The sequence below is a fragment of the Bacillota bacterium genome (assembly GCA_040757085.1).
In the GTDB taxonomy this organism is placed as follows: Bacteria; Bacillota; Sulfobacillia; order JACIYH01; family JACIYH01; genus JACIYH01.
In genome coordinates this window covers 24,577-45,680 of the sequence record JBFLXJ010000025.1, presented here as the reverse complement: position 1 = coordinate 45,680, position 21,104 = coordinate 24,577, and the positions used below count along the sequence as shown (strand labels likewise).

At 66.3% G+C, this 21,104-nt stretch carries 16 protein-coding genes, 4 tRNA genes and 1 other RNA gene; all 21 read left to right on the top strand.

What is annotated here, in order from left to right:
• The first annotated feature begins 379 nt into the window (after positions 1-379).
• The 21 genes from dnaA to dnaX all read left to right on the top strand — a co-directional run bounded on the left by dnaA (position 380) and on the right by dnaX (position 21,094).
• Positions 380-1,786, top strand: coding sequence for a chromosomal replication initiator protein DnaA (gene dnaA / locus AB1446_10300; GenBank protein MEW6547284.1), 1,407 nt, complete (start codon positions 380-382; stop codon positions 1,784-1,786).
• Positions 1,787-1,982: 196 nt separating this feature from the next.
• Positions 1,983-3,086 (top strand): DNA polymerase III subunit beta, encoded by a 1,104-nt coding sequence (gene dnaN, locus AB1446_10295; protein ID MEW6547283.1) that lies wholly within the window; start codon positions 1,983-1,985, stop codon positions 3,084-3,086.
• A gap of 10 nt (positions 3,087-3,096) precedes the next feature.
• Positions 3,097-3,339, top strand: coding sequence for an RNA-binding S4 domain-containing protein (locus AB1446_10290; protein MEW6547282.1), 243 nt, complete (start codon positions 3,097-3,099; stop codon positions 3,337-3,339).
• Positions 3,303-4,481, top strand: coding sequence for a DNA replication/repair protein RecF (locus AB1446_10285; GenBank protein ID MEW6547281.1), 1,179 nt, complete (start codon positions 3,303-3,305; stop codon positions 4,479-4,481). Before AB1446_10290 ends, AB1446_10285 begins: the two co-directional genes overlap by 37 nt.
• 66 nt (positions 4,482-4,547) lie before the next feature.
• Complete coding sequence (locus AB1446_10280) at positions 4,548-5,519, top strand: DUF721 domain-containing protein (protein MEW6547280.1); 972 nt, start codon at positions 4,548-4,550, stop codon at positions 5,517-5,519.
• A 96-nt stretch (positions 5,520-5,615) separates the two neighbouring features.
• Entirely contained in the window at positions 5,616-5,897 is a 282-nt protein-coding gene (remB, locus tag AB1446_10275; GenBank protein MEW6547279.1) for an extracellular matrix regulator RemB, read from the top strand.
• Complete coding sequence (gene gyrB, locus AB1446_10270; protein MEW6547278.1) at positions 5,875-7,812, top strand: DNA topoisomerase (ATP-hydrolyzing) subunit B; 1,938 nt, start codon at positions 5,875-5,877, stop codon at positions 7,810-7,812. The genes remB and gyrB overlap by 23 nt, the downstream gene beginning before the upstream one ends.
• Positions 7,813-7,842: 30 nt before the next feature.
• A complete protein-coding gene (gyrA, locus tag AB1446_10265) occupies positions 7,843-10,272 on the top strand; it encodes a DNA gyrase subunit A (GenBank protein MEW6547277.1) in 2,430 nt (809 codons plus the stop codon).
• 8 nt (positions 10,273-10,280) lie between these two features.
• On the top strand, positions 10,281-10,718 hold the full coding sequence (locus AB1446_10260; GenBank protein MEW6547276.1) for an archease: 438 nt from the start codon (positions 10,281-10,283) through the stop codon (positions 10,716-10,718).
• A gap of 18 nt (positions 10,719-10,736) precedes the next feature.
• Entirely contained in the window at positions 10,737-13,577 is a 2,841-nt protein-coding gene (locus tag AB1446_10255; protein ID MEW6547275.1) for an RtcB family protein, read from the top strand.
• 160 nt (positions 13,578-13,737) lie between these two features.
• Complete coding sequence (pdxS, locus tag AB1446_10250) at positions 13,738-14,619, top strand: pyridoxal 5'-phosphate synthase lyase subunit PdxS (protein ID MEW6547274.1); 882 nt, start codon at positions 13,738-13,740, stop codon at positions 14,617-14,619.
• Positions 14,620-14,634: 15 nt separating this feature from the next.
• Positions 14,635-15,210 (top strand): pyridoxal 5'-phosphate synthase glutaminase subunit PdxT, encoded by a 576-nt coding sequence (gene pdxT, locus AB1446_10245; protein ID MEW6547273.1) that lies wholly within the window; start codon positions 14,635-14,637, stop codon positions 15,208-15,210.
• Positions 15,211-15,592: 382 nt separating this feature from the next.
• Positions 15,593-16,681 carry an S-methyl-5-thioribose-1-phosphate isomerase gene (gene mtnA, locus AB1446_10240; GenBank protein MEW6547272.1) on the top strand — a complete coding sequence of 363 codons (1,089 nt, stop codon included), beginning with the start codon at positions 15,593-15,595 and terminating at the stop codon, positions 16,679-16,681.
• Complete coding sequence (gene serS, locus AB1446_10235; GenBank protein MEW6547271.1) at positions 16,674-17,966, top strand: serine--tRNA ligase; 1,293 nt, start codon at positions 16,674-16,676, stop codon at positions 17,964-17,966. Before mtnA ends, serS begins: the two co-directional genes overlap by 8 nt.
• A gap of 69 nt (positions 17,967-18,035) precedes the next feature.
• Positions 18,036-18,112 (top strand) — tRNA-Arg (locus tag AB1446_10230).
• 29 nt (positions 18,113-18,141) lie between these two features.
• Positions 18,142-18,218, top strand: a tRNA-Arg gene (locus tag AB1446_10225).
• Between the two features lie 30 nt (positions 18,219-18,248).
• On the top strand, positions 18,249-18,737 hold the full coding sequence (gene tadA, locus AB1446_10220) for a tRNA adenosine(34) deaminase TadA (GenBank protein ID MEW6547270.1): 489 nt from the start codon (positions 18,249-18,251) through the stop codon (positions 18,735-18,737).
• Positions 18,691-18,783, top strand: a tRNA-Ser gene (locus AB1446_10215). The genes tadA and AB1446_10215 overlap by 47 nt, the downstream gene beginning before the upstream one ends.
• A 20-nt stretch (positions 18,784-18,803) precedes the next feature.
• Positions 18,804-18,897: transfer RNA gene (locus tag AB1446_10210), tRNA-Ser, on the top strand.
• An 8-nt stretch (positions 18,898-18,905) separates the two neighbouring features.
• Positions 18,906-19,171, top strand: an RNA gene (gene ffs, locus AB1446_10205) — signal recognition particle sRNA large type.
• A 105-nt stretch (positions 19,172-19,276) separates the two neighbouring features.
• Positions 19,277-21,094: a DNA polymerase III subunit gamma/tau gene (gene dnaX / locus AB1446_10200; protein ID MEW6547269.1), complete on the top strand. Its 1,818-nt coding sequence runs from the start codon at positions 19,277-19,279 to the stop codon at positions 21,092-21,094.
• The last annotated feature ends 10 nt before the right edge of the window (positions 21,095-21,104 follow it).

The window sequence follows — 21,104 nt, the reverse complement described above, 5'->3', positions numbered from 1 at the left end:
TTTGACCATCCCCCGTCGATTCCGGATGGTCTAGGCTTCGAAACATCTGGCCGTCGCCTCCTTCGAGTACCTTTTGGTTTTGAGGCAACGACCTCGCTTCGAGTACTTTTTACGTGAGGCAACGCGACCCCTTGCCAGCTCGTCCCTCCCTCTGCTATCATACGGGGTGCGGGAAGCCTCGGTTCGGCTCCCCGCGTAACTGTCTTATGCACAGGTTGTGGATAACCCTGGGGACAAGCTGTTGATACGCTATACGATGCCCTGCTCCCCACCACCAGCCGTACCCGCTCATCGCCTGCTCTCCCGCTCACCTTATGCACACCGTTATACCAACCATGCAATCACACCATCCACCACACCTGACCTTGGGGGGAATACCGTGACGGCTGAACTGGACCAGTTGTGGGATCGCGCCTTAACCCTGCTTGAGCGCGAGTTCGGCCCGCCCACCATCGAACGCTTCATCAAACCCCTGGTCCCGGTGGCCATGGCCGACGACACTGTCGTCCTGGCCGCTCCCAACGAGTTCACCCGCGACTACATACGTCCCCGCTACCGCAACCCCATCTGCCGCGCTCTCTCGCAGGCGGCGTCCCGCCCCCTGCGCCTGGAACTCGTCGTCCCTGAAACAGACCAGCAAGCTGCTGCTGCCGCCGCCCCCCCGCCGCCCTCATCCCCACAACGTCAGGTCACCCCTGCCGATGACTCCTGCCGGCTCAATCCCAAATACACCTTCGACACCTTCGTGGTGGGAAATTGCAACCGCTTCGCCCACGCCGCCTGCCAGGCCGTAGCGCAGTCGCCCGGCCGGGTCTACAACCCCCTCTTCATCTACGGCGGCGTCGGCCTGGGCAAGACCCACCTCATGCATGCTATCGGTCACGTGGTCGCCACCAACTTCCCCCGCCTCCGCGTCCTCTACATCTCCACCGAAACCTTCAGCAACCACCTCATCGACGCCATCCGCGACGCCTCTACCGCCCAGTTCCGCAGCCGCTACCGCGCCGTGGACGTCCTCCTCGTGGACGACATCCAGTTCCTCGCCGGCAAGGAACGCACCCAGGAGGAGTTCTTCCACACCTTCAACACCCTCTACGAGGCCTCCAAGCAGATCGTCATCTCCAGCGACCGCCCCCCTCGTGACATCCCGACCCTCGAAGAACGCCTCCGCTCCCGCTTCGAGTGGGGCCTCACCTCGGACATCCAACCCCCCGACCTGGAAACACGGGTGGCCATCCTCAGGAAGAAGGCCCAACTGGAGGGCTTCTCGGTCCCCAACGACGTCATGCTCTACATCGCCACCCAGATCGAAAGCAACATCCGCCAGCTTGAAGGCGCCCTCATCCGCACCGTGGCCTTCGCCTCCCTCAACCGCCTTCCCATCACCGTGTCCCTCGCTGAAACCGTCCTGCGCGACCTCTACCCCGCCGAGCGCCCCCACAAGATCACCCCTGCCACCATTCAGCAGGCCGTGGCGGAATACTACGGGATCCGCCTCTCTGACCTCACCGCCAAGAAACGCACCCAGGCCGTCGCCTTCCCTCGCCAGGTCGCCATGTACCTGTGCCGCGAACTGACCGACCTCTCTCTCCCCCGCATCGGGGAGGAATTCGGCGGCCGAGACCATACCACCGTTCTGCACGCCTGCGACAAGGTCTCCCGCCAGATGCAGCAGGACCCGGACCTGGCAGCCACCATCGCCGCCCTCAGTGAGCGCCTGCGCACCCAGACCCTCTCCCAGCGTTATCCCCACAACGACGGTGGACAGCCTGGGGACAGCAGTTGATTTCTTCCCGCTCCCTCCCCACCTGTCGACAAACTTCCCCCCGCCCTCGACCTTCCCCCAGGTTTTCCCCAGCCCCAAACCCCGCCGTCTCAAGTTGTTCACCGAGTTATCCACAATATACACAGCCCCTACGACTACTACGATTAATCTCTAACACCCAGGTTTCCAAACCATATACCCACAGGGAGGCAAGAACATGCGCCTCACCGTCCGTCCCCCGGAACTCGCCGCCGCGCTCTCCCTCGCCGGCCACGCCGTCCCCGCCCGCACTACGGTGCCCACCCTCTCGTCCGTCCTGCTGCAGGCAACGGAAGACGGCACCATGTACGTCACCGCCACCGATCTGGACATGGCCATTCGCGTCTCCCTGGCAGCCATCGTCGAAGAGCCCGGCGACGCCGTTCTCCCTTACCGGTACTTTTGTGACATCATACGACATATTACGGAGCCGGAGCTGCATCTGCAGGTGGATGCAACCAGCTTTGCGGCCACCCTGCAGTCCGGCCGGGGGCGATACGAGATCAACGGGTACGACCCGGCCTCCTATCCCGTGCTGCCTTCAGTTCCCACCGGCCAGGGGGTCCGGGTCCCCGATGACCAGCTCAGGCTGTGGAGCAGACAGACTGTCTTTGCTGCCGCGCAGGATATGTCGCGGCCCGCGCTTACCGGCGTCCTCTGGGAGGCAGGGAACGACGCTCTGCGCCTGGTGGCCACCGATGGCACCCGGCTGGCTTACCGGGAAGCCGATGCCATCCCCCTGGGGCAGGAGCGCAGCAGCATGGTGGTGCCGGCCCGGGCGATGCAGCAGCTGTTGCGCATGCCCTCCGGGGAACGGGAAGTGACGGTGCGGGTCGGTCCCAGCCACGTCTGGTTCGAATGGCGTTCAGCCTTCCTGGTGTGCCGGCTGCTGGCCAGCCCCTACCCGGACTACAGGCAGGTCATGCCGAGGGAATATATGTGTCGGGTGCGCATGGACCGGGCTGCCTTCCGGGGAGCGTGCCAGCGAGCTGCCCTGATGTCTCGTGACGGATTCCCGGTGGTAAGACTGCAGATAGGGGAAGGTCGCGTGCTGGTGGCAGCCAGTTCTCCCGCTGTGGGTCGGGCCGAAGAAGAGGTGGAGGCCGAGATCGAGGGCAAGCCACTGGAAATCGTATTCAACGCCAACCTCCTCCTTGACGGCGTGGAAGCTCTGGAGGGTCAGGATTTGCTCTTTGCCGCCTCAGGACCCCAGGCTGTGTGCATGCTTCGGGACGCGGACGCCGCCCGCTACTCTTACTATGTACTGCCGTTGCGGCAGTAGGAGGATGGGAATGGATCAACCCTGGCGGGAAGTGGCTATCCACACGCCTGCTATTGCCCTGGACAGCTTTCTCAAGTGGTGTGGCGCTGCACCCACCGGTGGGCAGGCTAAGCTCCTCGTGCAGGCGGGGCAGGTGCTGGTCAACGACCAGGTGGAGACCAGGCGGACCAGGATGCTGGCTCCGGGGGATCGGGTCGAGGTGAGGGGACGAGGGAGGTGGCGGGTGGGGTCGCCCCCAGAGCAGTGCAGGTAACCCGGCTTTTCCTTTCCTCCTTTCGTAACTTCGTGGCCCTTGAACTGGAACCCGGGCCCGGCCTGAACGTTTTGTACGGGCCCAACGGAGCGGGAAAGACCAACCTGATCGAAGCCATGTACTTCCTCTCCACAGGCCGTTCCTACCGCACGCCCCGAGACGGAGACCTGGTGGCCTGGGGAAAGGACGCCTTCACCATCCGGGCCGACCTGCGCGGCACCGGTACTGCCTGGCTCAAAGCCTCTTACCAGGCCCAGCGGGGCTGCACCCTGAGCATCCCGGAGTCGGCGACCTCAGCCCGGACCGCGGCGTCGATCTTACCCCTGGTGCTTTTTGCTCCCGAGGATCTGGAGCTTGCTTCCGGGCAGCCCTCTGTCCGGCGCCGTTTCGTGGACGAGCTGGCTGCTCAACTCATCCCCGGATACCAGAGGACCCTCGCTCGCTACGGCCGAGTGCTCATGCAGCGCAACGAATTGCTGCGCGAGGCTCAGGCCCGCCACCTGCACGGTGATTTGCTGGAGGCCTGGGACGAGGAAATGGGGGACCTGGCGGGCAGGTTGTGGAGTGCCCGTCACCAGGTGCTGGCAGCGTTCAATCCCCTCCTGGAAAAGTGTTACCGGGATCTGGGCGAGGGCGGTGCGGCCCTGGCCTGGGTCCCCGCCTTGAGCGACATTCCCCCGGTAGACGGTTCCAGCGACCCGCGGGCGTGGGAGCGTTCGCTACGCGAGGAATTGGTCAGGCGTCGCCGCGAGGAGGTCAGGTACGGGATCACGCTGGCCGGTCCGCACCGCGATTCGCTCTGGTTCACTGTGCGCGGCCGGGAGGTGCGGCAGTACGGATCGCGAGGCGAGCAACGCTCGGTGGTGCTGGCCGCCAGGCTCGCGCAATTCGCCCTGTTAGGCGAGCGGCTGGGGTGCCAGCCGGTGCTGCTGATGGACGACGTGTTTGCCGAGCTGGACGAAAGGCGCCAGCGGGCCCTCACCACCGGCCTGCCCGATTCCGCACAGGCATTCCTGACCTGCGTGCGCCCTGACCGGCTTCCCCCGTGGCCGGGCAGGTCCGCCCACTACTTCCGGGTGATGGCCGGCAACGTGCAGCCGCAAGGTGTGGATGCGATTCCCCCGCAGTTGCCAGGCCATTGACCGGCCCCGTGCCCCGGGCAGTGCGTGTGAATAAAGCGAACTCCGCGCGATGAGAGGTGATCGTCCGTGGCCAGGCGCGGCATGGAACAGGTGGGAGTTACGCTGGAGCGCACATTGAAGCGGCTGGGCCTTGCCCGCCGGGTGCGCGAACGCATGGCCCTGGTGATCTGGGGGGAGGTGGTGGGCGCCCCGGCGGCCAGGAACACCCGGCCGGTACTGGTACGAAGGGGTGAACTGCTGGTCCAGGTGTCCAGTTCCACCTGGGCTCAGGAGCTATCCCTCATGCGGGCGCACCTCGTCGCCCGGCTCAACGATCGGCTGGGGGGCGAGGTGATCCGGGACATCCGCTTCGCCGTTGACCCCGCTCTGGCCAGGACCCGGGCCGCCGGGGGCGCCGCGGCAGACGTCCTCCCCGTGGTGGATTCCGGCGCGGCGCTCGGGCTGCCCGGCAACGAGGCCAGCGTGGAGTGGGAAGACGAGGGGCGCGACGTGGAGATGGCCCTGGGAAGTGAGGCGCGGAGGCGGTGGTACCGGGTGCGGGCGGCGGCGGCCCGGCGTCGGCAGGAACTGGTGGCGCGAGGGTGGAACCGCTGTTCCCTCTGTGGCTCCTGGGCCGATCCCGCCCTCGTTCCCGCCGTTGAGGGGGTGTCCCTGCCCTTTCTGTGTCCTACCTGCCACCACGCGGGAGCTGCCGCTCGCGTGCGGGAAGCGGCCCTCACCTTACGCTCGGTCCCCTGGATCTCCGAGCAGGATCTGGCGGGCAAAGTGTCTGGCTTGCGAGGGCCGGAGTTGCGGCTGGCCCGTCAGGCAGCTGCGGATGCAATACGGGAGGATTTACGGCAACAAGCCACCGGTCTCCTTGAGGCCGGTCCCAGGGCGGACTGGACGGGGTGGCGCGCGCGGGCGCAGGAGCTGGTGCTCGTAGCCACCGGACTGCCCCTGGCCCGCATCGGTGAGGATGAGATGAAGAGGGCCCTGGGCGACCTGTTGCCCCTGTGGCAGGCGAGCCGCAGGGCAAGTCAGCCCCAGGGCAAGTGAACGGCAGCCGGCGCAAGGCAGGTGCGCTGCCCGCCCGCGCTCGCGGGCAAGGTGAGCTGCGGGTCGGCGGTAAAAGATAACGGAGGGGTGACTGGCGTGTACGTGCACCTGGGCGGGGACCGCATGGTGCTTTTAGGCGACGTCGTTGCCATCCTCCGGGCCGACCTCACTCGCGACGGACCGACCCGCGAAATGGTACAATCTCTTCGGGCCAGGGGGAAGCTCGTGCTCCTGCCGGGAGGGCCGCCCCGCTCCCTGGTGCTGACGGTTGACGGCGCGTATCTCAGCCCGTTATCGACGCTGGCCCTGCTCCGGCGAGCGCGGCGATGGTCCCTGGGCCGGGAGGAAGATGCCATTGGACGTACGGAACGAACGTAATCACGCCACCGACTACGATGCGTCCCAGATCCAGGTCCTGGAGGGCCTCGAGCCCGTCCGCCGTCGCCCCGGGATGTACATCGGGTCTACCGGGCCCCGGGGTCTTCACCACCTGGTTTACGAGGTGGTGGACAACAGCGTGGACGAGGCCCTGGCCGGTTACTGCAGCCGCATCGACGTTGTCATCCACCGAGACAACTCAGTGAGCGTTACCGACAACGGGCGCGGTATACCGGTGGGGATCCACCCCCACGTGGGGAGGCCGGCGGTGGAGGTGGCCCTTACCCGCCTGCACGCCGGCGGTAAGTTCCAGAGCAAGAGTTACCGGGTGACCGGCGGGTTGCACGGGGTGGGCGTATCCGTGGTCAACGCCCTCTCGGAGTGGCTGGAAGTGGAGGTGAAGCGGGAGGGCGGCGTGTTCCGGCAGCGGTATGCCCGCGGAATTCCCACCACCGATGTGGAGAGAGTGGGGGACACGGAAGAGGTCGGCACCCGCGTGACCTTCAAGCCGGACCCCCAGATCTTTGAAGAGACGGAATTCAACTACGAGACCATCGCCCAGCGGCTGCGCGAACTGGCTTACCTGAATGCGGGCCTTAAGATCACCCTGGTTGACGAACGTACGGGACAGAGGGACGTGTTTTACGCCGAGGGGGGCCTGGTTTCTTTCCTGGAGTTCGTGAACCGGGGCAGGGAACCGGTGCATCCCGATCCCATATACGTGCGGGCACAGCGGGACGGCATCGAAGTGGAAGCCGCCCTGCAGTGGACGGACTCCTTCCTGGAGAGCGTGTACTCTTTCGCCAACACCATCCGCACCACGGAGGGAGGCACCCACGAGACCGGCCTGAAGGCAGCCCTGACGAGGGTGATGAACGAGTACGCGCGCCGTCAGGGCCTGCTCAAAGAGCAGGAAGAGAACCTGGCGGGAGAAGATGTGCGTGAGGGGCTCACCGCCATCCTCTCCGTGAAACTCCCCGACCCCCAGTTCGAGGGGCAGACCAAGACCAAGCTGGGCAACACCGCCGTCCGCAGCACGGTGGAGGCGGTGATTGCGGACGCCCTGGCCGGTTTCCTGGAGAGAAACGGCAGCGCGGCACGTAAGATCGCCGAGAAGGCTGTCACCGCTTCCCGGGCCCGGGAAGCCGCGCGCAAGGCCCGGGAACTGGTGCGGCGGAAAGGTGCCCTGGACGTGGCCTCCCTGCCCGGCAAGCTCACCGACTGCCAGAGCCGGGACCCGGAAGAAAGCGAGCTGTTCATAGTGGAAGGTGACTCGGCGGGCGGGAACGCCAAGCAGGGCCGCGACCGTGCTTTCCAGGCCATCCTTCCCCTCTCGGGAAAGATCCTAAACGTGGAGAAGGCGCGGCTCGACCGCATCCTTAACCACGAGGAAATCAGGGCCATCATTACCGCCATCGGCTCCGGCATCGGCGAGGAGTTCGAGCCGAAGCGCATGCGCTACCGGCGTATCATTATCATGACCGACGCCGACGTCGACGGTGCCCACATCCGCACCCTGTTACTGACGTTCTTTTACCGGTACATGCGTCCCGCCATCGAGGAAGGGTGCGTGTACGTGGCCCAGCCCCCCCTCTACCGCATCGTCCCCCGCAAGGGGAAGCGGGAGGCCCGCTACGCGTACAGCGACGCGGAACGGGATCGCATCCTGGCGTCACTCGGCGGCGCGGGGGAGGCCGACATCACCCGTTACAAGGGGTTGGGCGAGATGAACGCGGAGCAACTGTGGGAGACCACCATGAACCCCGAGACACGGACGCTCTTGCGGGTCACCCTGGAGGACGCCATGCAGGCCGACCGTATATTCACCATCCTGATGGGGGAGAAGGTGGAACCCCGCCGGGAATTCATCCGGGCGAACGCGCACCTGGTGCGCAACCTGGATACCATCGCCTGAGAAGCTGACCTTACCGAGGAGTGATTGCCTTTGGCCGCGCTGGGCAAAGTGATCCCCATACCCATCGAAGAAGAGATGCAGCGCTCGTACATCGATTACTCGATGAGCGTCATCGTGAGCCGGGCCCTGCCTGACGTGAGGGATGGGCTCAAGCCCGCCCAGCGCCGCATCCTGTGGGCCATGTACGAAATGGGGCTGGAGCCCGGCAAACCCTACAAGAAGTGCGCCCGCGTCGTGGGCGAGGTGCTGGGGAAGTATCACCCCCACGGCGACCAGCCCGTGTACGAGACCCTGGTGCGGATGGCACAGGATTTCGCGGCCCGTTATCCCCTGGTTGATGGCCAGGGCAACTACGGCAGCGTGGACGGTGACCCGCCGGCGGCCATGCGGTACACCGAGGCCCGCCTCACGCCCCTGGCCATGGAGATGCTGGCCGATATCGAAAAGGAGACCGTTGACTTCGGCGACAACTTCGACGGAGAGTACCGCGAGCCCCTGGTGCTGCCTTCCCGTTTCCCCAACCTGCTGGTGAACGGCTCGGCGGGAATCGCGGTGGGGATGGCCACCAACATCCCCCCGCACAACCTGGGCGAGGTGATCGACGGGGTGCTGGCCATGATCGAGCACCCCGATATCTCCAGTGAGGAACTCATGCACCACATCCCGGGCCCCGACTTCCCCACCGGGGCGCTGATCCTGGGGACGGAGGGGATCAAGGAAGCTTACACTACCGGCCGGGGCCTCATCACCATGCGGGCGCAGGTGAAGGTGGAGAGCGCGCCCGGGGGGCGCACCCGGCTGGTGGTGAGCGAACTGCCCTACCAGGTGAACAAGGCCCGGCTGGTGGAAAAGATCGCCGAACTGGTGCGCGACAGGGAAATCGAGGGCATCGTCGATTTGCGTGACGAAACCGACCGCCAGGGGATGCGGGTGGTGATCGAGTTACGGCGAGACGCCTCCCCTCAGGTGGTCCTGAACCAGCTTTACCGGCGCACCGCCCTGCAGCAGACCCTGGGCGTGATCATGCTCGCCCTGGTAGACGGCATCCCCGAGGTCCTCACCCTGCGGGACATGGTCCGCCATTACCTCGACCACCAGAAGGACGTTGTGGTCCGCCGCACCCGCCACGACCTGGCCCGCGCCGAGGCCAGGGCCCATATCCTGGAAGGCCTGCGCATCGCCCTCGCCCACCTGGACGAGGTCATCCGCCTGATCAGGAATTCCCCCACAGTGGACAAGGCCCGCAGCGGGCTCGTGCAGAAGTTCGGCCTCACCGAGAAGCAGGCCGACGCCATCTTGGACATGCGGCTGCAGCGACTGGTGGCCCTGGAAAGGAACAAAATAGAGGAGGAGTACCAGGGCCTGCTCAGGGACATCGAGTACTACCGGGCGGTGCTGGCGGACGAGTCCATGGTGTACCGCATCATCCGCAAGGAGCTCCTGGACGTGAAGGAGCGCCACGCTGATCCCCGGCGTACCCGCATCGTACCGGCCCCGGACGAGCCCACACTGGAGGAACTGGTGCCCGACCAGGAGATGGTGATTACCCTTACCCGGGACGGGTACGTCAAGCGCCAGCCCCTGGACGCATACCGCAGCCAGCGGCGGGGCGGGAGAGGGGTGATGGCGACCGCCACCCGCGAGGATGACTCCGTGGGCGCCCTGACCGTGGCCTCCACCCTGGATCACCTGCTCCTGTTCACGAATCAGGGGCGCATGTACCGGGTGCGCGTCCACGAGATACCGGAGGGAAGCCGCGCCGCCAAGGGCCAGCTCGTATCGGCCCTGTGCGCCCTTTCTCCGGACGAGCAGGTGGCCTCTATGATCCCGGTGCGCGAATTCACCGACGACCGGTTCCTCTTCTTCGCCACCCGCCGCGGGCTGGTGAAGAAGACTCCCCTGGCCGAATTCGCCACCGCCCGTCGCACCGGCCTGTGGGCCGTCCAACTGGAAGAGGGAGACGAGCTGGTGGGCGTGCGGCTGACGGGAGGAGAAGACGAGATATTCCTGGCCACCAGGCAGGGCCAGGTGCTGCGCTTCCCGGAGACCGACGTCCGCCCCATGGGGCGCACGGCCCGGGGTGTCACCGGTATCCGCCTGGAGGAGGGGGACGAGGTGGTCTCCCTGACCGTGTACCGCAAGGGGGCCGCCCTGCTGGTGGTGACCGCCCGCGGCATGGGCAAGAGGGTGCTGCTGGAGGAGTTCAGCCCCCACCACCGCGGGGGCAAGGGCATGCGGGCCGTACGGGTTAGCCGCCGGAACGGGCCCGTGGTGGGGATCAGGATGGCAGGTCCCAGGGATCAGGCCCTGCTCATTTCCGCCGCCGGCATCGTGATCCGTGTGAAGGTGGAAGACATTCCCGTGCAGGGCCGCGAGGCCCAGGGAGTCACGCTGATGCGGCTGGAAGAGGGGGACGAGGTGGCGGCCGTTGCCCTCATCGACGGCGACGTGGCCGCCTGACCGCGACGATGACGACGGGCGCCAGGTGGAGACTGGTACCCCACACTGCCGATCTGGCCCTGGCGGTGACGGGTGACAGCCTGGAAGATGTGGTACGGGCTGCCGCCCTGGGGCTGTGGTCCCTGTCGTGGGACCGCCGGGGCGTGCGCCCCGAGCAGGAGTGGGAGGTGGAGGCCCGCGGCCGGGACCCCGAGTCCGCACTGGTCAACTTCCTGAACGAGTTGATCTTCCGGCATGAGACCGAAAGGGTGGTGTGGCGAGACTTGGAGCGGGTGACGGTGGGGGAAGACCCCGCCGGCGGTCTGGTGTTGCGGGCGGTCGCGCGGGGCGAACCCCTCCGTTCCCGGCACCGTCTGCGTCGGGAGATAAAGGCGGCCACCCTGCACGGTCTCAAACTGGCCAGGAAGGGGAAGCGGATGGCGGTGCAGGTAGTCTTTGATCTGTGATGGGGAGGGAGGATGGCGGTGAGCAAGCGATGGGAAGGTCCCCTTGAGCGCCTGGATGCGTATAGGTGGCGCATCCCCGTTTCCTACCGCGGCTTCATGCGCGTCCCCGGCATCATTTACGCATCTTCTGACATGCTGGAGGAGATCAGGGACGATCAGGCCCCCGAGCAGGTGGCCAACGTGGCTTCGCTGCCGGGGATCGTGGCGGCTTCCCTGGCCATGCCCGACATCCACTGGGGGTACGGGTTTCCCATCGGCGGCGTGGCCGCTACGTCGGTCGATGGTGGCGTGATCTCCCCCGGGGGCATCGGGTTTGACATAAATTGCCTCGCCGGGGAAGTGCGCGTCCTGCACGAGTTCGGTTACCATCGTCCCATCACAGCCTTCGACCGGTGTTGGGTGCACGAGCGGGTTCGCTGCGTCAATCCCCACACCGAGGTGCGGGACACATCCATCCTCGCGTTTCTGAAGCAGTACCCTCCCAGGTCTCCCGTGTTCAAGGTGACCACGGAATCGGGAAGGGAAATCGTCGCGACGGCTGACCACCCCTTCCTCACCAGGAAAGGGATGGTCGCACTGGGTGACCTGGATATCAGTGACGCAGTCTCGGTGTACCCCTTCGAAGGCGTCCCCTACGAGCAACCCGGGGACGAGATCCTGGTGACGGAGGTGGACGTGGAGGCGGCCTACCGGGGACCAGCCCCGGGCCTGGGGCGGATCCTCCGGGTGCTCACGGAGCGAGAGCTCCTGCCCCTCCGCATGAACCACCCCCTTCTACCCTACCTGGTCAAGCTCTTGGGTTATTTCCAGGGAAAAGGCGGCTTGCAGCCCCTGGAATCCGGTGGCCCTTTGCTGGTGTTTTACGGCCAGCCTGAGGATCTGGAGCGAATCCAGGAGGACATAAGGAGGCTGGGCTTTATCCCTTCGCGCATCTACAGGCGTCATCGCTCCGGTCGGATCCAGGCCGGGCACGGCACTGTACGTTTTGACCGCACTGAATCGTGGGTTCGGTGTGGGTCTGCAGCCCTCGCCCTTCTCCTGGCCTGCCTGGGTGCTACGGCCGGGGACAAGGTGCAGCCCGGGCTCGCGGTCCCAGGGTGGCTGCACAGGTCACCCCTATGGATGAAACGGTTGTTCCTGGCAGCTCTATTTGGGGCCGAACTGACAGCTCCTCAAACCTTGACTGGCAACCCCTCCGGCTTTCACACGCCAGTGCTGGCCATGAGCGTGCTCGGTGATCGGCGCGAAGAGGGGCAGCGGTACCTCAAGGATATCCAGAAATTGCTTTCCGAATTCGGCATCGCAAGCACTGTGTTGGGGGAGCTCGATGCGTACGATCGCAAAGACGGACAGGCATCGGTCAGGCTTCGGCTGCAGATCTCCGGCGAACCCGATAACCTGATCTCGCTGTGGGCCCGCGTGGGCTTTGAGTACAGCCGCCGCAAACAATGGCTTGGCAATACGGCGGCGCAGTACTTGCGGCTCCGCAGGCTGTGGGAGAGCCGGGAGGGGCCCGTGCCCGCCGGCACGGAATTCGTCGACTTTGCTACATTTCTTTCTGAGCGGACGCAGGACCTGGGTACGACAGGTCAGGTGTGGGACCGTGTCATCCGGAAGGAACGTGTTGCATGGCAGGAGCCCGTGTATGACTTCACGGTGAACGACCCACATCACAACTTCATCGCCAACGGTTTTGTGGTCTCCAATTGCGGAGTCCGCATCCTGCGTACCAGCCTGCGCGAGGAGGACGTGCGTCCCCGGCTGAAAGAGATGGTCGACCAGTTGTTCCGGGACGTGCCGGCCGGGCTGGGCTCCGAAGGACGCATTACGGTGAAAGGCGCGGAACTGGACCAGGTGCTGGTGCGGGGGGCTGCCTGGGCCGTGGATAAGGGATACGGCCGCCCCGAGGATCTGGCCTTCATCGAAGAGGGGGGCAGCCTGGCGGGTGCTGACCCCACCCGGGTGAGCCAGCGGGCCAAGCAGCGCGGGGCCCCCCAGCTGGGCACCCTGGGTTCGGGTAACCATTTCCTCGAGCTTTCCGTGGTGGACGAGGTGTTCAACCAGGAGGTTGCCCGGGCTTTCGGCCTGTTCCCGGGCCAGGTGGTGGTGCAGGTGCACACCGGATCCCGAGGTCTGGGGCACCAGGTGTGCACGGACTACCTGGCGGTGATGGACCAGGCGCTGTCGAAGTACGACATCAAGGTGCCCGACCGGCAGCTGGCATGTGCACCTCTCGGTTCCCGTGAAGGGAAAGATTACTTCGCCGCCATGGCGGCGGCTGCCAACTTCGCCTGGGCCAACCGCCAGATCCTTACCCACTGGGTCCGGGAGTCGCTGGCCCGGTTCTTCCGTACTCGGCCGGAAAACCTGGACCTGTCCCTTCTGTACGATCAGGCCCACAACATCGCCAAGTTCGAGGAGCACGAGGTGCAGGGGAAGCGGCGCCGCCTGTGTGTGCACCGCAAGGGAGCCTCCCGGGCCTTCCCGGCCGGTCATCCCGCCCTGCCGCCCGCGTACAGCCGGGTGGGCCAGCCGGTACTGGTACCGGGGGACATGGGGAGGGCCTCCTACGTGCTGGTGGGGCTCCCCGGGGCCATGGCCGAGACCTTCGGGAGTGCTTCCCACGGGGCGGGGCGGGTGAAGTCGCGGGCCCAGGCCAAGAAGGGCACCCGCGGCTCCGAACTCAAGAAGGAGTTGCTGCAAAAAGGGATCGTGGTGCGGGGCGCTTCCGACGCCGGGCTGGCCGAGGAGGCCCCCGAGGCTTACAAGGACGTGTCCCGGGTGGTGGAAGTCATGCACAACGCCGGGCTGGCGGGCAAGGTGGTGCGCCTGCGGCCCATCGGCGTCATCAAAGGCTAACGGGTGGCCGCCCGAGACGCGTTGCGGCCAAGTGGTCTCCGGGCCCGGGACTGTAACGCGGGGCGGCCGCGTGTTGACACGTTTGCCGGGCAGTGCTACTATGCGGCTCAAGCAGAGTACCGCCGGCACGCGAGGGGTGAGCCAGGTGGCAGAGGTGGCAATGGAACAAGGGACGTGGCGGGTTAAAAAGGGTCTGGCGGAAATGCTTAAGGGCGGCGTGATCATGGACGTCACCACCCCGGAGCAGGCCAGGATCGCTGAAGAGGCGGGGGCGGTGGCGGTGATGGCGCTAGAGCGGGTGCCGGCCGACATCCGGGCCGCAGGCGGCGTGGCCCGTATGGCCGACCCCACGGTGATTCTGCGCATCATGGACGCGGTGACCATCCCCGTTATGGCCAAGGTGCGTATCGGTCACTTCGTGGAAGCGCAGATCCTGGAGGCGCTCGGGGTGGACTATATCGACGAGTCCGAGGTGCTTACCCCGGCGGACGAACAGTACCACATTGACAAGCACAACTTCACGGTGCCGTTCGTTTGCGGTGCCCGTAACCTGGGTGAGGCCCTGCGCCGCATCGCGGAAGGAGCGGCCATGATCAGGACCAAGGGCGAGCCCGGGACGGGCAACGTGGTGGAAGCGGTGCGCCATATGCGCATTGTGAACGACGAGATCAGGAAGGTGTGCGCCGCCCCTGAAGAAGAGCTGGTCGCCCTGGCCAGGGAGATGGGAGCGCCCGTTGAGTTGCTGAAGGAGGTGCGCAGGTTGGGGCGCCTGCCGGTAGTGAACTTTGCTGCCGGGGGCATCGCCACCCCGGCCGATGCTGCCCTGATGATGCAACTGGGAGCCGACGGCATCTTCGTGGGTTCTGGCATTTTCAAGTCCAAGAATCCTCCGGCTCGGGCGCGGGCTATCGTGCTGGCCACCACCCACTACAACGATCCCCACATCCTGGCCGAGGTGTCCAGAGACCTGGGTGAGGCCATGCCGGGCCTGGAGATATCCGCGATTCCGGATTCCCAGAAGATGCAGGTGCGCGGCTGGTAAATGGGGGGCGTGGCGGTGAAGATAGGTGTTTTGGACCTGCAGGGGGCGGTGTCCGAGCACGTGCGCAGTCTGGAGAAAGCAGGGGCCGAGGCGGTGCGGGTCAAAAAGGTGGGTCATCTCGCGGGGCTGGATGGCCTGGTAATCCCGGGAGGGGAGAGCACCACCATCGGTCGTCTCATGGACGAGTACGGTTTCCTGGACGCCCTGCGCGCCATGGGGTCGGACGGCTTCCCCATCTTCGGGACATGCGCGGGGATGATCCTGCTGGCCCGCGACATCGCGCGCAGTGAGCAGCCCCGCCTGGGGCTGATGGATGCCAGCGTGGAGCGAAACGGGTTCGGCCGCCAGCGGGAGTCTTTCGAGGCCGACCTGGAGATCCCTGTCCTCGGCGATGATCCCTTCCGGGCCGTGTTCATCCGCGCACCTTACGCTTCCCAGGTGGGAGAAGGGGTCCAGGTGCTGGCCCGCCTGGGTGAACGCATCGTCCTTTACCGCCAGGGAAAGTTGCTGGCGGCAGCATTCCATCCCGAGCTCACCGAAGATACTCGATTACACTCTTACTTCCTGCGCCTCGCTGCAGGCACGGCCTAGGGCGGCGGGCGGCTCGGGCAGTTGCTGCGAACGCACGGCTGTGGTACAATGCGGACTACAGGCGAGGATGGGGATTAGTAGCTGATGCGGATCCTTACAGAGAGCCGGTGGTGGCTGCGAACCGGTGGGGTCGGCAGCGAATCCACCCCGGAGCCGACGGCGATGAGCCGCACCGGGACAGCCCGTTACAGCTAAGAGGTGGGCCTGCGCTACCGGAATACCGGGGCCACCCCTGGTGACCCGGGGCCGGATCCGGCGTCGGGATGGGCGGGTAATCCGGGCAGTGCATGTCAACCAGGGTGGCAACGCGGGAGCCGGTGCCTCTCGTCCCTGCGACGGGAGGCACCTTCTTTTGCCAGGGACACCACGGGGAGGGGTTGGTTTGACGGAGAGCGTCCGGCTTGGCGACGAAGGGGTGGTGGTCCTCGACCAGCGCCTGTTACCCCATGAGGAGAAGTACGTGTGCCTCACCTCGGCAGCGGAGATGGTAGAGGCCATCCGGTCTCTCACGGTGCGGGGGGCACCCGCCATCGGGGTGGCGGCGGCATTCGCCCTGGCCCAGGAGGCGCGGCGACTGGCGGGCCTGCCGCGGGAGGAATTCCTGGCCTGCCTGGACGAGGCGGCTGCGGCCTTGCGGGGGGCCCGTCCCACGGCAGTGAATCTGGCCTGGGCGGTGGACCGGATGATGGCCCGGCTGAGGACTCTCCGGGCGGGCGACACCGGGGAAGTTGCGGCGATCCTGAGGGAGGAGGCCATGGCCATTTACCGGGAAAACCTGGAGATGGACCTGCGCATCTGCCGTCATGCCCTGGAGATCATCCCCGCGGGGGCGCGCATCCTGACCCACTGCAACGCGGGCGGGCTGGCCACGGCGGGATACGGGACCGCCCTGGGGGCTATCATCTACGCCCATCAACAGGGCCGCCGGGTGAGCGTGTGGGTGGACGAAACCCGTCCCCTCCTGCAGGGGGCTCGCCTCACCGCCTGGGAGCTGGGACGGGCCGGGGTACCCTACCGGGTGATCGCAGACAACATGGCCGGCTACCTCATGTCCCGTGGGGAGGTAGACCTGGTGCTGGTGGGTGCTGACCGCATCGCCGCCAACGGCGACGTAGCTAACAAGATCGGCACTTACACCCTGGCCGTGCTCGCCCACCACCACGGTATCCCGTTCTGGGTAGCCGCTCCCCGTTCCACGCTGGATCTGGGCTTGCCCCGGGGCGAGCAGATAGTGATAGAGGAGCGAGGCGAGGAGGAAGTGCTGGGGGTGTTGGGGCAGCGGGTGACCCCGGCGGATGCTCGGGCGCGCAACCCGGCATTCGACGTCACCCCTGCTCCGCTGGTAAGCGCCATCATCACGGATGAGGGCATCTTGCGCCCGCCCCTGGATCGGGCCCTGGCCGCGCTGGCGGCCGGCGGTGAGGCAGGAGGTGGCGGACGGGCGGCAGGGGGAGGGGAAGGAAATGCTTGACCTGAAGTTCATCCGGGCCAATCCGCACCTGGTGCGCGAGGCCATGCGCAAGAAGCGGATGGACGCCGACCTGGACGCCATTTTGGCCGCGGACGAAGATCGGCGCCGTCTGCTGCAGGAAGCGGAAAGCCTGCGGGCGAAGCGCAACCAGGTCTCCGAGGAGATCGGGCGTCGCAAGAAGCGGGGTGAAGATGCTTCCGCACTGGTCGAAGAGATGCGGGTGGTGTCCGACCGCATCCGGGAACTCGATGCCGCCCTGGGCGACCTCGATGGCCGGCTCAACGAGTTGCTGCTGCTGGTGCCCAATCTTCCCCACGAGAGTGTACCCGAGGGGCCCGATGCCTCCGCGAACGTGGAGGTGCGCCGCTGGGGTACCCCTCCGCAGTTTGCCTTTGACCCCCGTCCGCACTGGGAGATCGGGGCTGCCCTGGGCCTGCTGGACTTCGAGCGCGCTGCCAAACTGTCGGGGTCTCGCTTCGTCCTCAACCGGGGGGCGGGAGCAAGGCTGGAACGCGCCCTGATCAACTTCATGCTGGACCTGCATACTTCGCGGCACGGCTACCTGGAGTGGTTTCCCCCGTTCCTGGTCACCCGCGAATGCATGGTGGGGACGGGTCAGTTGCCCAAGTTCGCCGAGGACATGTACCGGGTAGAGGGTGAAGATCTCTGGCTCATCCCCACCGCCGAGGTGCCCCTCACCAATATCCACCGGGATGAGATCCTGGATGCGGACCAGCTTCCCCTGTATTACACGGCCTACACCGCCTGCTTCCGCGCCGAGGCGGGGGCGGCCGGTCGGGACACGCGGGGGATGATCCGCGTCCATCAGTTCAACAAGGTGGAACTGGTGAAGTTCGCCCTGCCCGAGCAGTCGTACGACGAACTGGAGAAGCTGGTCACCGACGCGGAGGAGGTCCTGCAACTGCTGGGGTTGCCTTACCGGGTGGTGCTCCTGTGCACGGGCGATATGAGCTTTGCCTCGGCCAAAACGTACGACCTTGAGGTATGGTTACCCAGCTACAACGATTACAAAGAGATATCATCCTGTTCCAACTTCGAGGACTTCCAGGCCCGCCGGGCCGGCATCAGGTTCCGGCGCGGGCCCCGGGGCAAAGTGGAGTACGTGCACACCCTCAACGGTTCCGGGGTCGCGGTGGGCCGAACGGTGGCAGCCATCCTGGAGAACTTCCAGCAGGAAGACGGCAGCGTGGTCATACCCGAGGTGCTCCGGCCCTACATGGACGGTCTGTCCGTCATCGAGCCCGCTGCGCGGGTGATGCCCTGAATCCAGGCGCCCTGCGGCCGCGGGGTTGCGTGGTCGGGCGGCCTGTGCTATCATACAGGTTGCGAAAGCGCGCCCGTAGCTCAGCTGGACAGAGTAACGGACTACGAATCCGGAGGTCGCAGGTTCGAATCCTGCCGGGCGCGCCATCTCGGCCAAATAGATCACATTTGCAGGTGCGCCCGTAGCTCAGGTGGATAGAGCAGCGGTTTCCTAAACCGCGTGTCGGACGTTCGAGTCGTCTCGGGCGCACCAGTCCTACCTTGACAACCTGCAAGGAGTGCCATGGACGATCACTTCTGGATGGGGGAAGCCCTGGCGCAAGCACGCCTGGCTATGGCCATCGGTGAGGTGCCCGTGGGTGCCGTGGTGGTGAAGGATGGATACATCGTGGCACGAGCGCACAACCGGCGGGAGACCGACCGGGACCCCACGGCCCATGCCGAGATGGTGGCCATCAGGGAAGCTGCCCGCATGCTGGGAGGGTGGCGCCTGACCGGATGCACGCTGTACGTGACCATGGAACCCTGCCCCATGTGTGCGGGAGCCATGGTGCAGGCACGGATCGACCGTCTCGTCTACGGGGCAGCGGATCCCAAGGCGGGCGCGGCCGGCTCCCTGGTGGACCTGGTGAGGGATGCTCGGTTCAACCACCGGGTGGAAGTGACGGCAGGTGTGCGCGAGGCGGAAAGCCGGGAGCTTCTGCACGAGTTTTTTGCCCGGTTGCGGAGAGATGCCGGAGCGGTTGAACGGGCCCGTCTCGAAAACGGGTAGGCGCCCAAAAGGTGCCTCGTGGGTTCGAATCCCACTCTCTCCGCCAGGGATTTTGGCATGTTTAGCGGAGAGATGTCCGAGTGGCTTAAGGAGCACGCCTGGAGAGCGTGTAGGCGGGCCAAAACCTGCCTCGTGGGTTCGAATCCCACTCTCTCCGCCAGAGTTTGGCCGTGCTAGACGGGGAGGTAGCGGTGCCCTGTAACCCGCAATCCGCTATAGCGGGGTTGAATTCCTGTCTGAGGCCGTCTTGCTGTGGGGTCCGGCCGGTGTAAGTGGTGAAGAAGGCTGGGTCCCGCGCAACGGGAACCCGTGAACCCCGTCAGGCCCGGGAGGGAGCAGCGGTAAGCGGGCACTTCCGTGTGCCGCGGGGTCACCTGGTCGGAGCCGGCTGCATCGGTACCGCCCGGAGGAAGCGGTCGGGGGCGGGTGCACGGCCCAGGAAAGGGGAGCCGGAAAAGCCGGCTCCTTTTTTGATGGACGCCCAGGTGCCGCAGGTTCCCATGGGTCCGGCGCAGAAAAATTGAACCAGGGGGGTAGGGGTGGAGTACGTCTCTCTGTACCGCAGGTGGAGGCCGCAGAAGTTCTCCGAGGTGGTGGGCCAGCGCCATGTGGTGCTCACCCTGCAGAGGGCCATTACGCAGGGGCGCGTAGGCCACGCCTACCTCTTTGCCGGCCCGCGGGGGACGGGGAAGACCACCGTCGCCCGCATCCTGGCCAAAGCGTTGAACTGTCGGCGGGGCCCGGCCCCCGAACCCTGCCTCGAATGCGACATCTGTGAGGCCATTGCGGCGGGGACCTGCCTGGATGTCATCGAGATGGATGCAGCCTCCAACCGGGGCGTGGACGAGATCCGCCACCTGCGAGAAAACGTTGGTCTGGCACCGGCCCAGGGTCGTACCCGTGTTTACATAGTGGACGAGGTGCACATGCTCACCACCGAGGCTTTTAACGCCCTCCTCAAGACTTTGGAGGAGCCGCCCCGGCATGTGCTTTTCGTGCTCGCCACCACGGAGGCCCATCGCCTGCCCCTCACCATAACATCGCGCTGCCAGCGCTTTGAGTTCCGGCGGCTGGACACGCGGGAAATGGTGGAGCGGTTGCGGGAGGTGGCGCGGCAGGAGGGGATACCCGCCTCGGAAGATGCTCTGGGGGCGGTGGCCCGGTATGCGGAAGGCTCCTTGCGGGATGCCATCAGCCTCCTTGACCAGTTGATGGCGTATTCCACCACGGGGATCACCCAGGAGACGGTGTGGGCGGTGCTGGGCCGTGCCCCGCTCGACCTGGTGAGGGAGATGGGCAGGGCCCTGGCAGAAGGGAACGCGGTCCTGGCCCTCGACCTGGTGGAGCAGGCCTCAGCGCGCGGACTGGACATGCGTCAGGTCTTGCGTGACGTGGCCGCTTATCTCCGTGACCTCTCGGTACTGGCCACCTGCGGCGACCGGGCCTCCCTGCTTTACCTCCCGCCCGGAGAGGCCGGCCGGGCCCGGGAAGAGGCAGGTCGTTTCTCGCCGGGCCGATTGTGGGAACTGGCCACCGCCCTGGCCCAGGCGGAGGGGGAGGTGCGCTGGACCTCCCAGCCGCGCCTGGCCCTGGAACTGGCCTTGCTCCGGTTGGTGGCCGACCGCGCGCAGCCGGCCCCGCAGCCGGCCCCGCATCCCGAACCGGTCGTGGCCACATCGCCCCGCGCCGCTGGAGCAACGTCGCCCGCCCCAACTGCCCCGGCCGCTGCGCCGCCCCCCGCAGCTACCGCCCCGCTCACCGGCGGATCCGGGGTGGAGCCGCCCCCGGCTGCCCCGCAGAGAGAAGTGCAGGGAGATGACACCGGGGCTGTACCCCCACAAGAGGTGTGGGAGAAGGTTCTGGCCGTCCTCAACCGCGCCCGCGGGCGGAGCAAGCTGGCAGCGGCCTGCCTGCAGGAGGGTACACCCCTGGGCCTGGAGGGCAAACGCTTCCTGGTGGGGTTTTCACCGCAGTTTGCGTACCACCGTGAGCAACTGGAGCACGGCTACCGGGACCTGGTGGAGCAGGCCCTGGCCAAGGTGCTGGGGCACGAGTGCCGCCTGGTGTGTCGCGAGCTGACGGACCGTGCTGCCGCAGGACCGCGAGGTGAAGCACCGGGAGGTGACCTCCCCGGCAGAGGAGTGGCCGACAGGGGTATTCCCGATGGGGGCGTGGCCGTCGGGGTGGCTGCCGGTCGCGATGCGGGAGGTGGACCCGATGGTGCGGGGCGCGGGGCCGGAGGTGCCGAGGGGTGCGCGGGGCCGCGGTCGGAACCGGAATTGGACGAGGTAGTCAAGAGAGCCTGGCGGGAGTGGGGAGGCTATATCCTGGATCTGGAAGGAGAGGGTGCCCGGTGAGCTTTGGACC

What these genes read in the sequence shown, in the direction of transcription:
- AB1446_10260 (MEW6547276.1), top strand. Translation starts at nt 10,281, where the DNA reads ATGACGACGGGCGCCAGGTGGAGACTGGTACCCCACACTGCCGATCTG.
- AB1446_10290 (MEW6547282.1), top strand. Translation starts at nt 3,097, where the DNA reads ATGGATCAACCCTGGCGGGAAGTGGCTATCCACACGCCTGCTATTGCC.
- dnaN (MEW6547283.1), top strand. Translation starts at nt 1,983, where the DNA reads ATGCGCCTCACCGTCCGTCCCCCGGAACTCGCCGCCGCGCTCTCCCTC.
- serS (MEW6547271.1), top strand. Translation starts at nt 16,674, where the DNA reads ATGCTTGACCTGAAGTTCATCCGGGCCAATCCGCACCTGGTGCGCGAG.
- tadA (MEW6547270.1), top strand. Translation starts at nt 18,249, where the DNA reads ATGGACGATCACTTCTGGATGGGGGAAGCCCTGGCGCAAGCACGCCTG.
- pdxS (MEW6547274.1), top strand. Translation starts at nt 13,738, where the DNA reads ATGGAACAAGGGACGTGGCGGGTTAAAAAGGGTCTGGCGGAAATGCTT.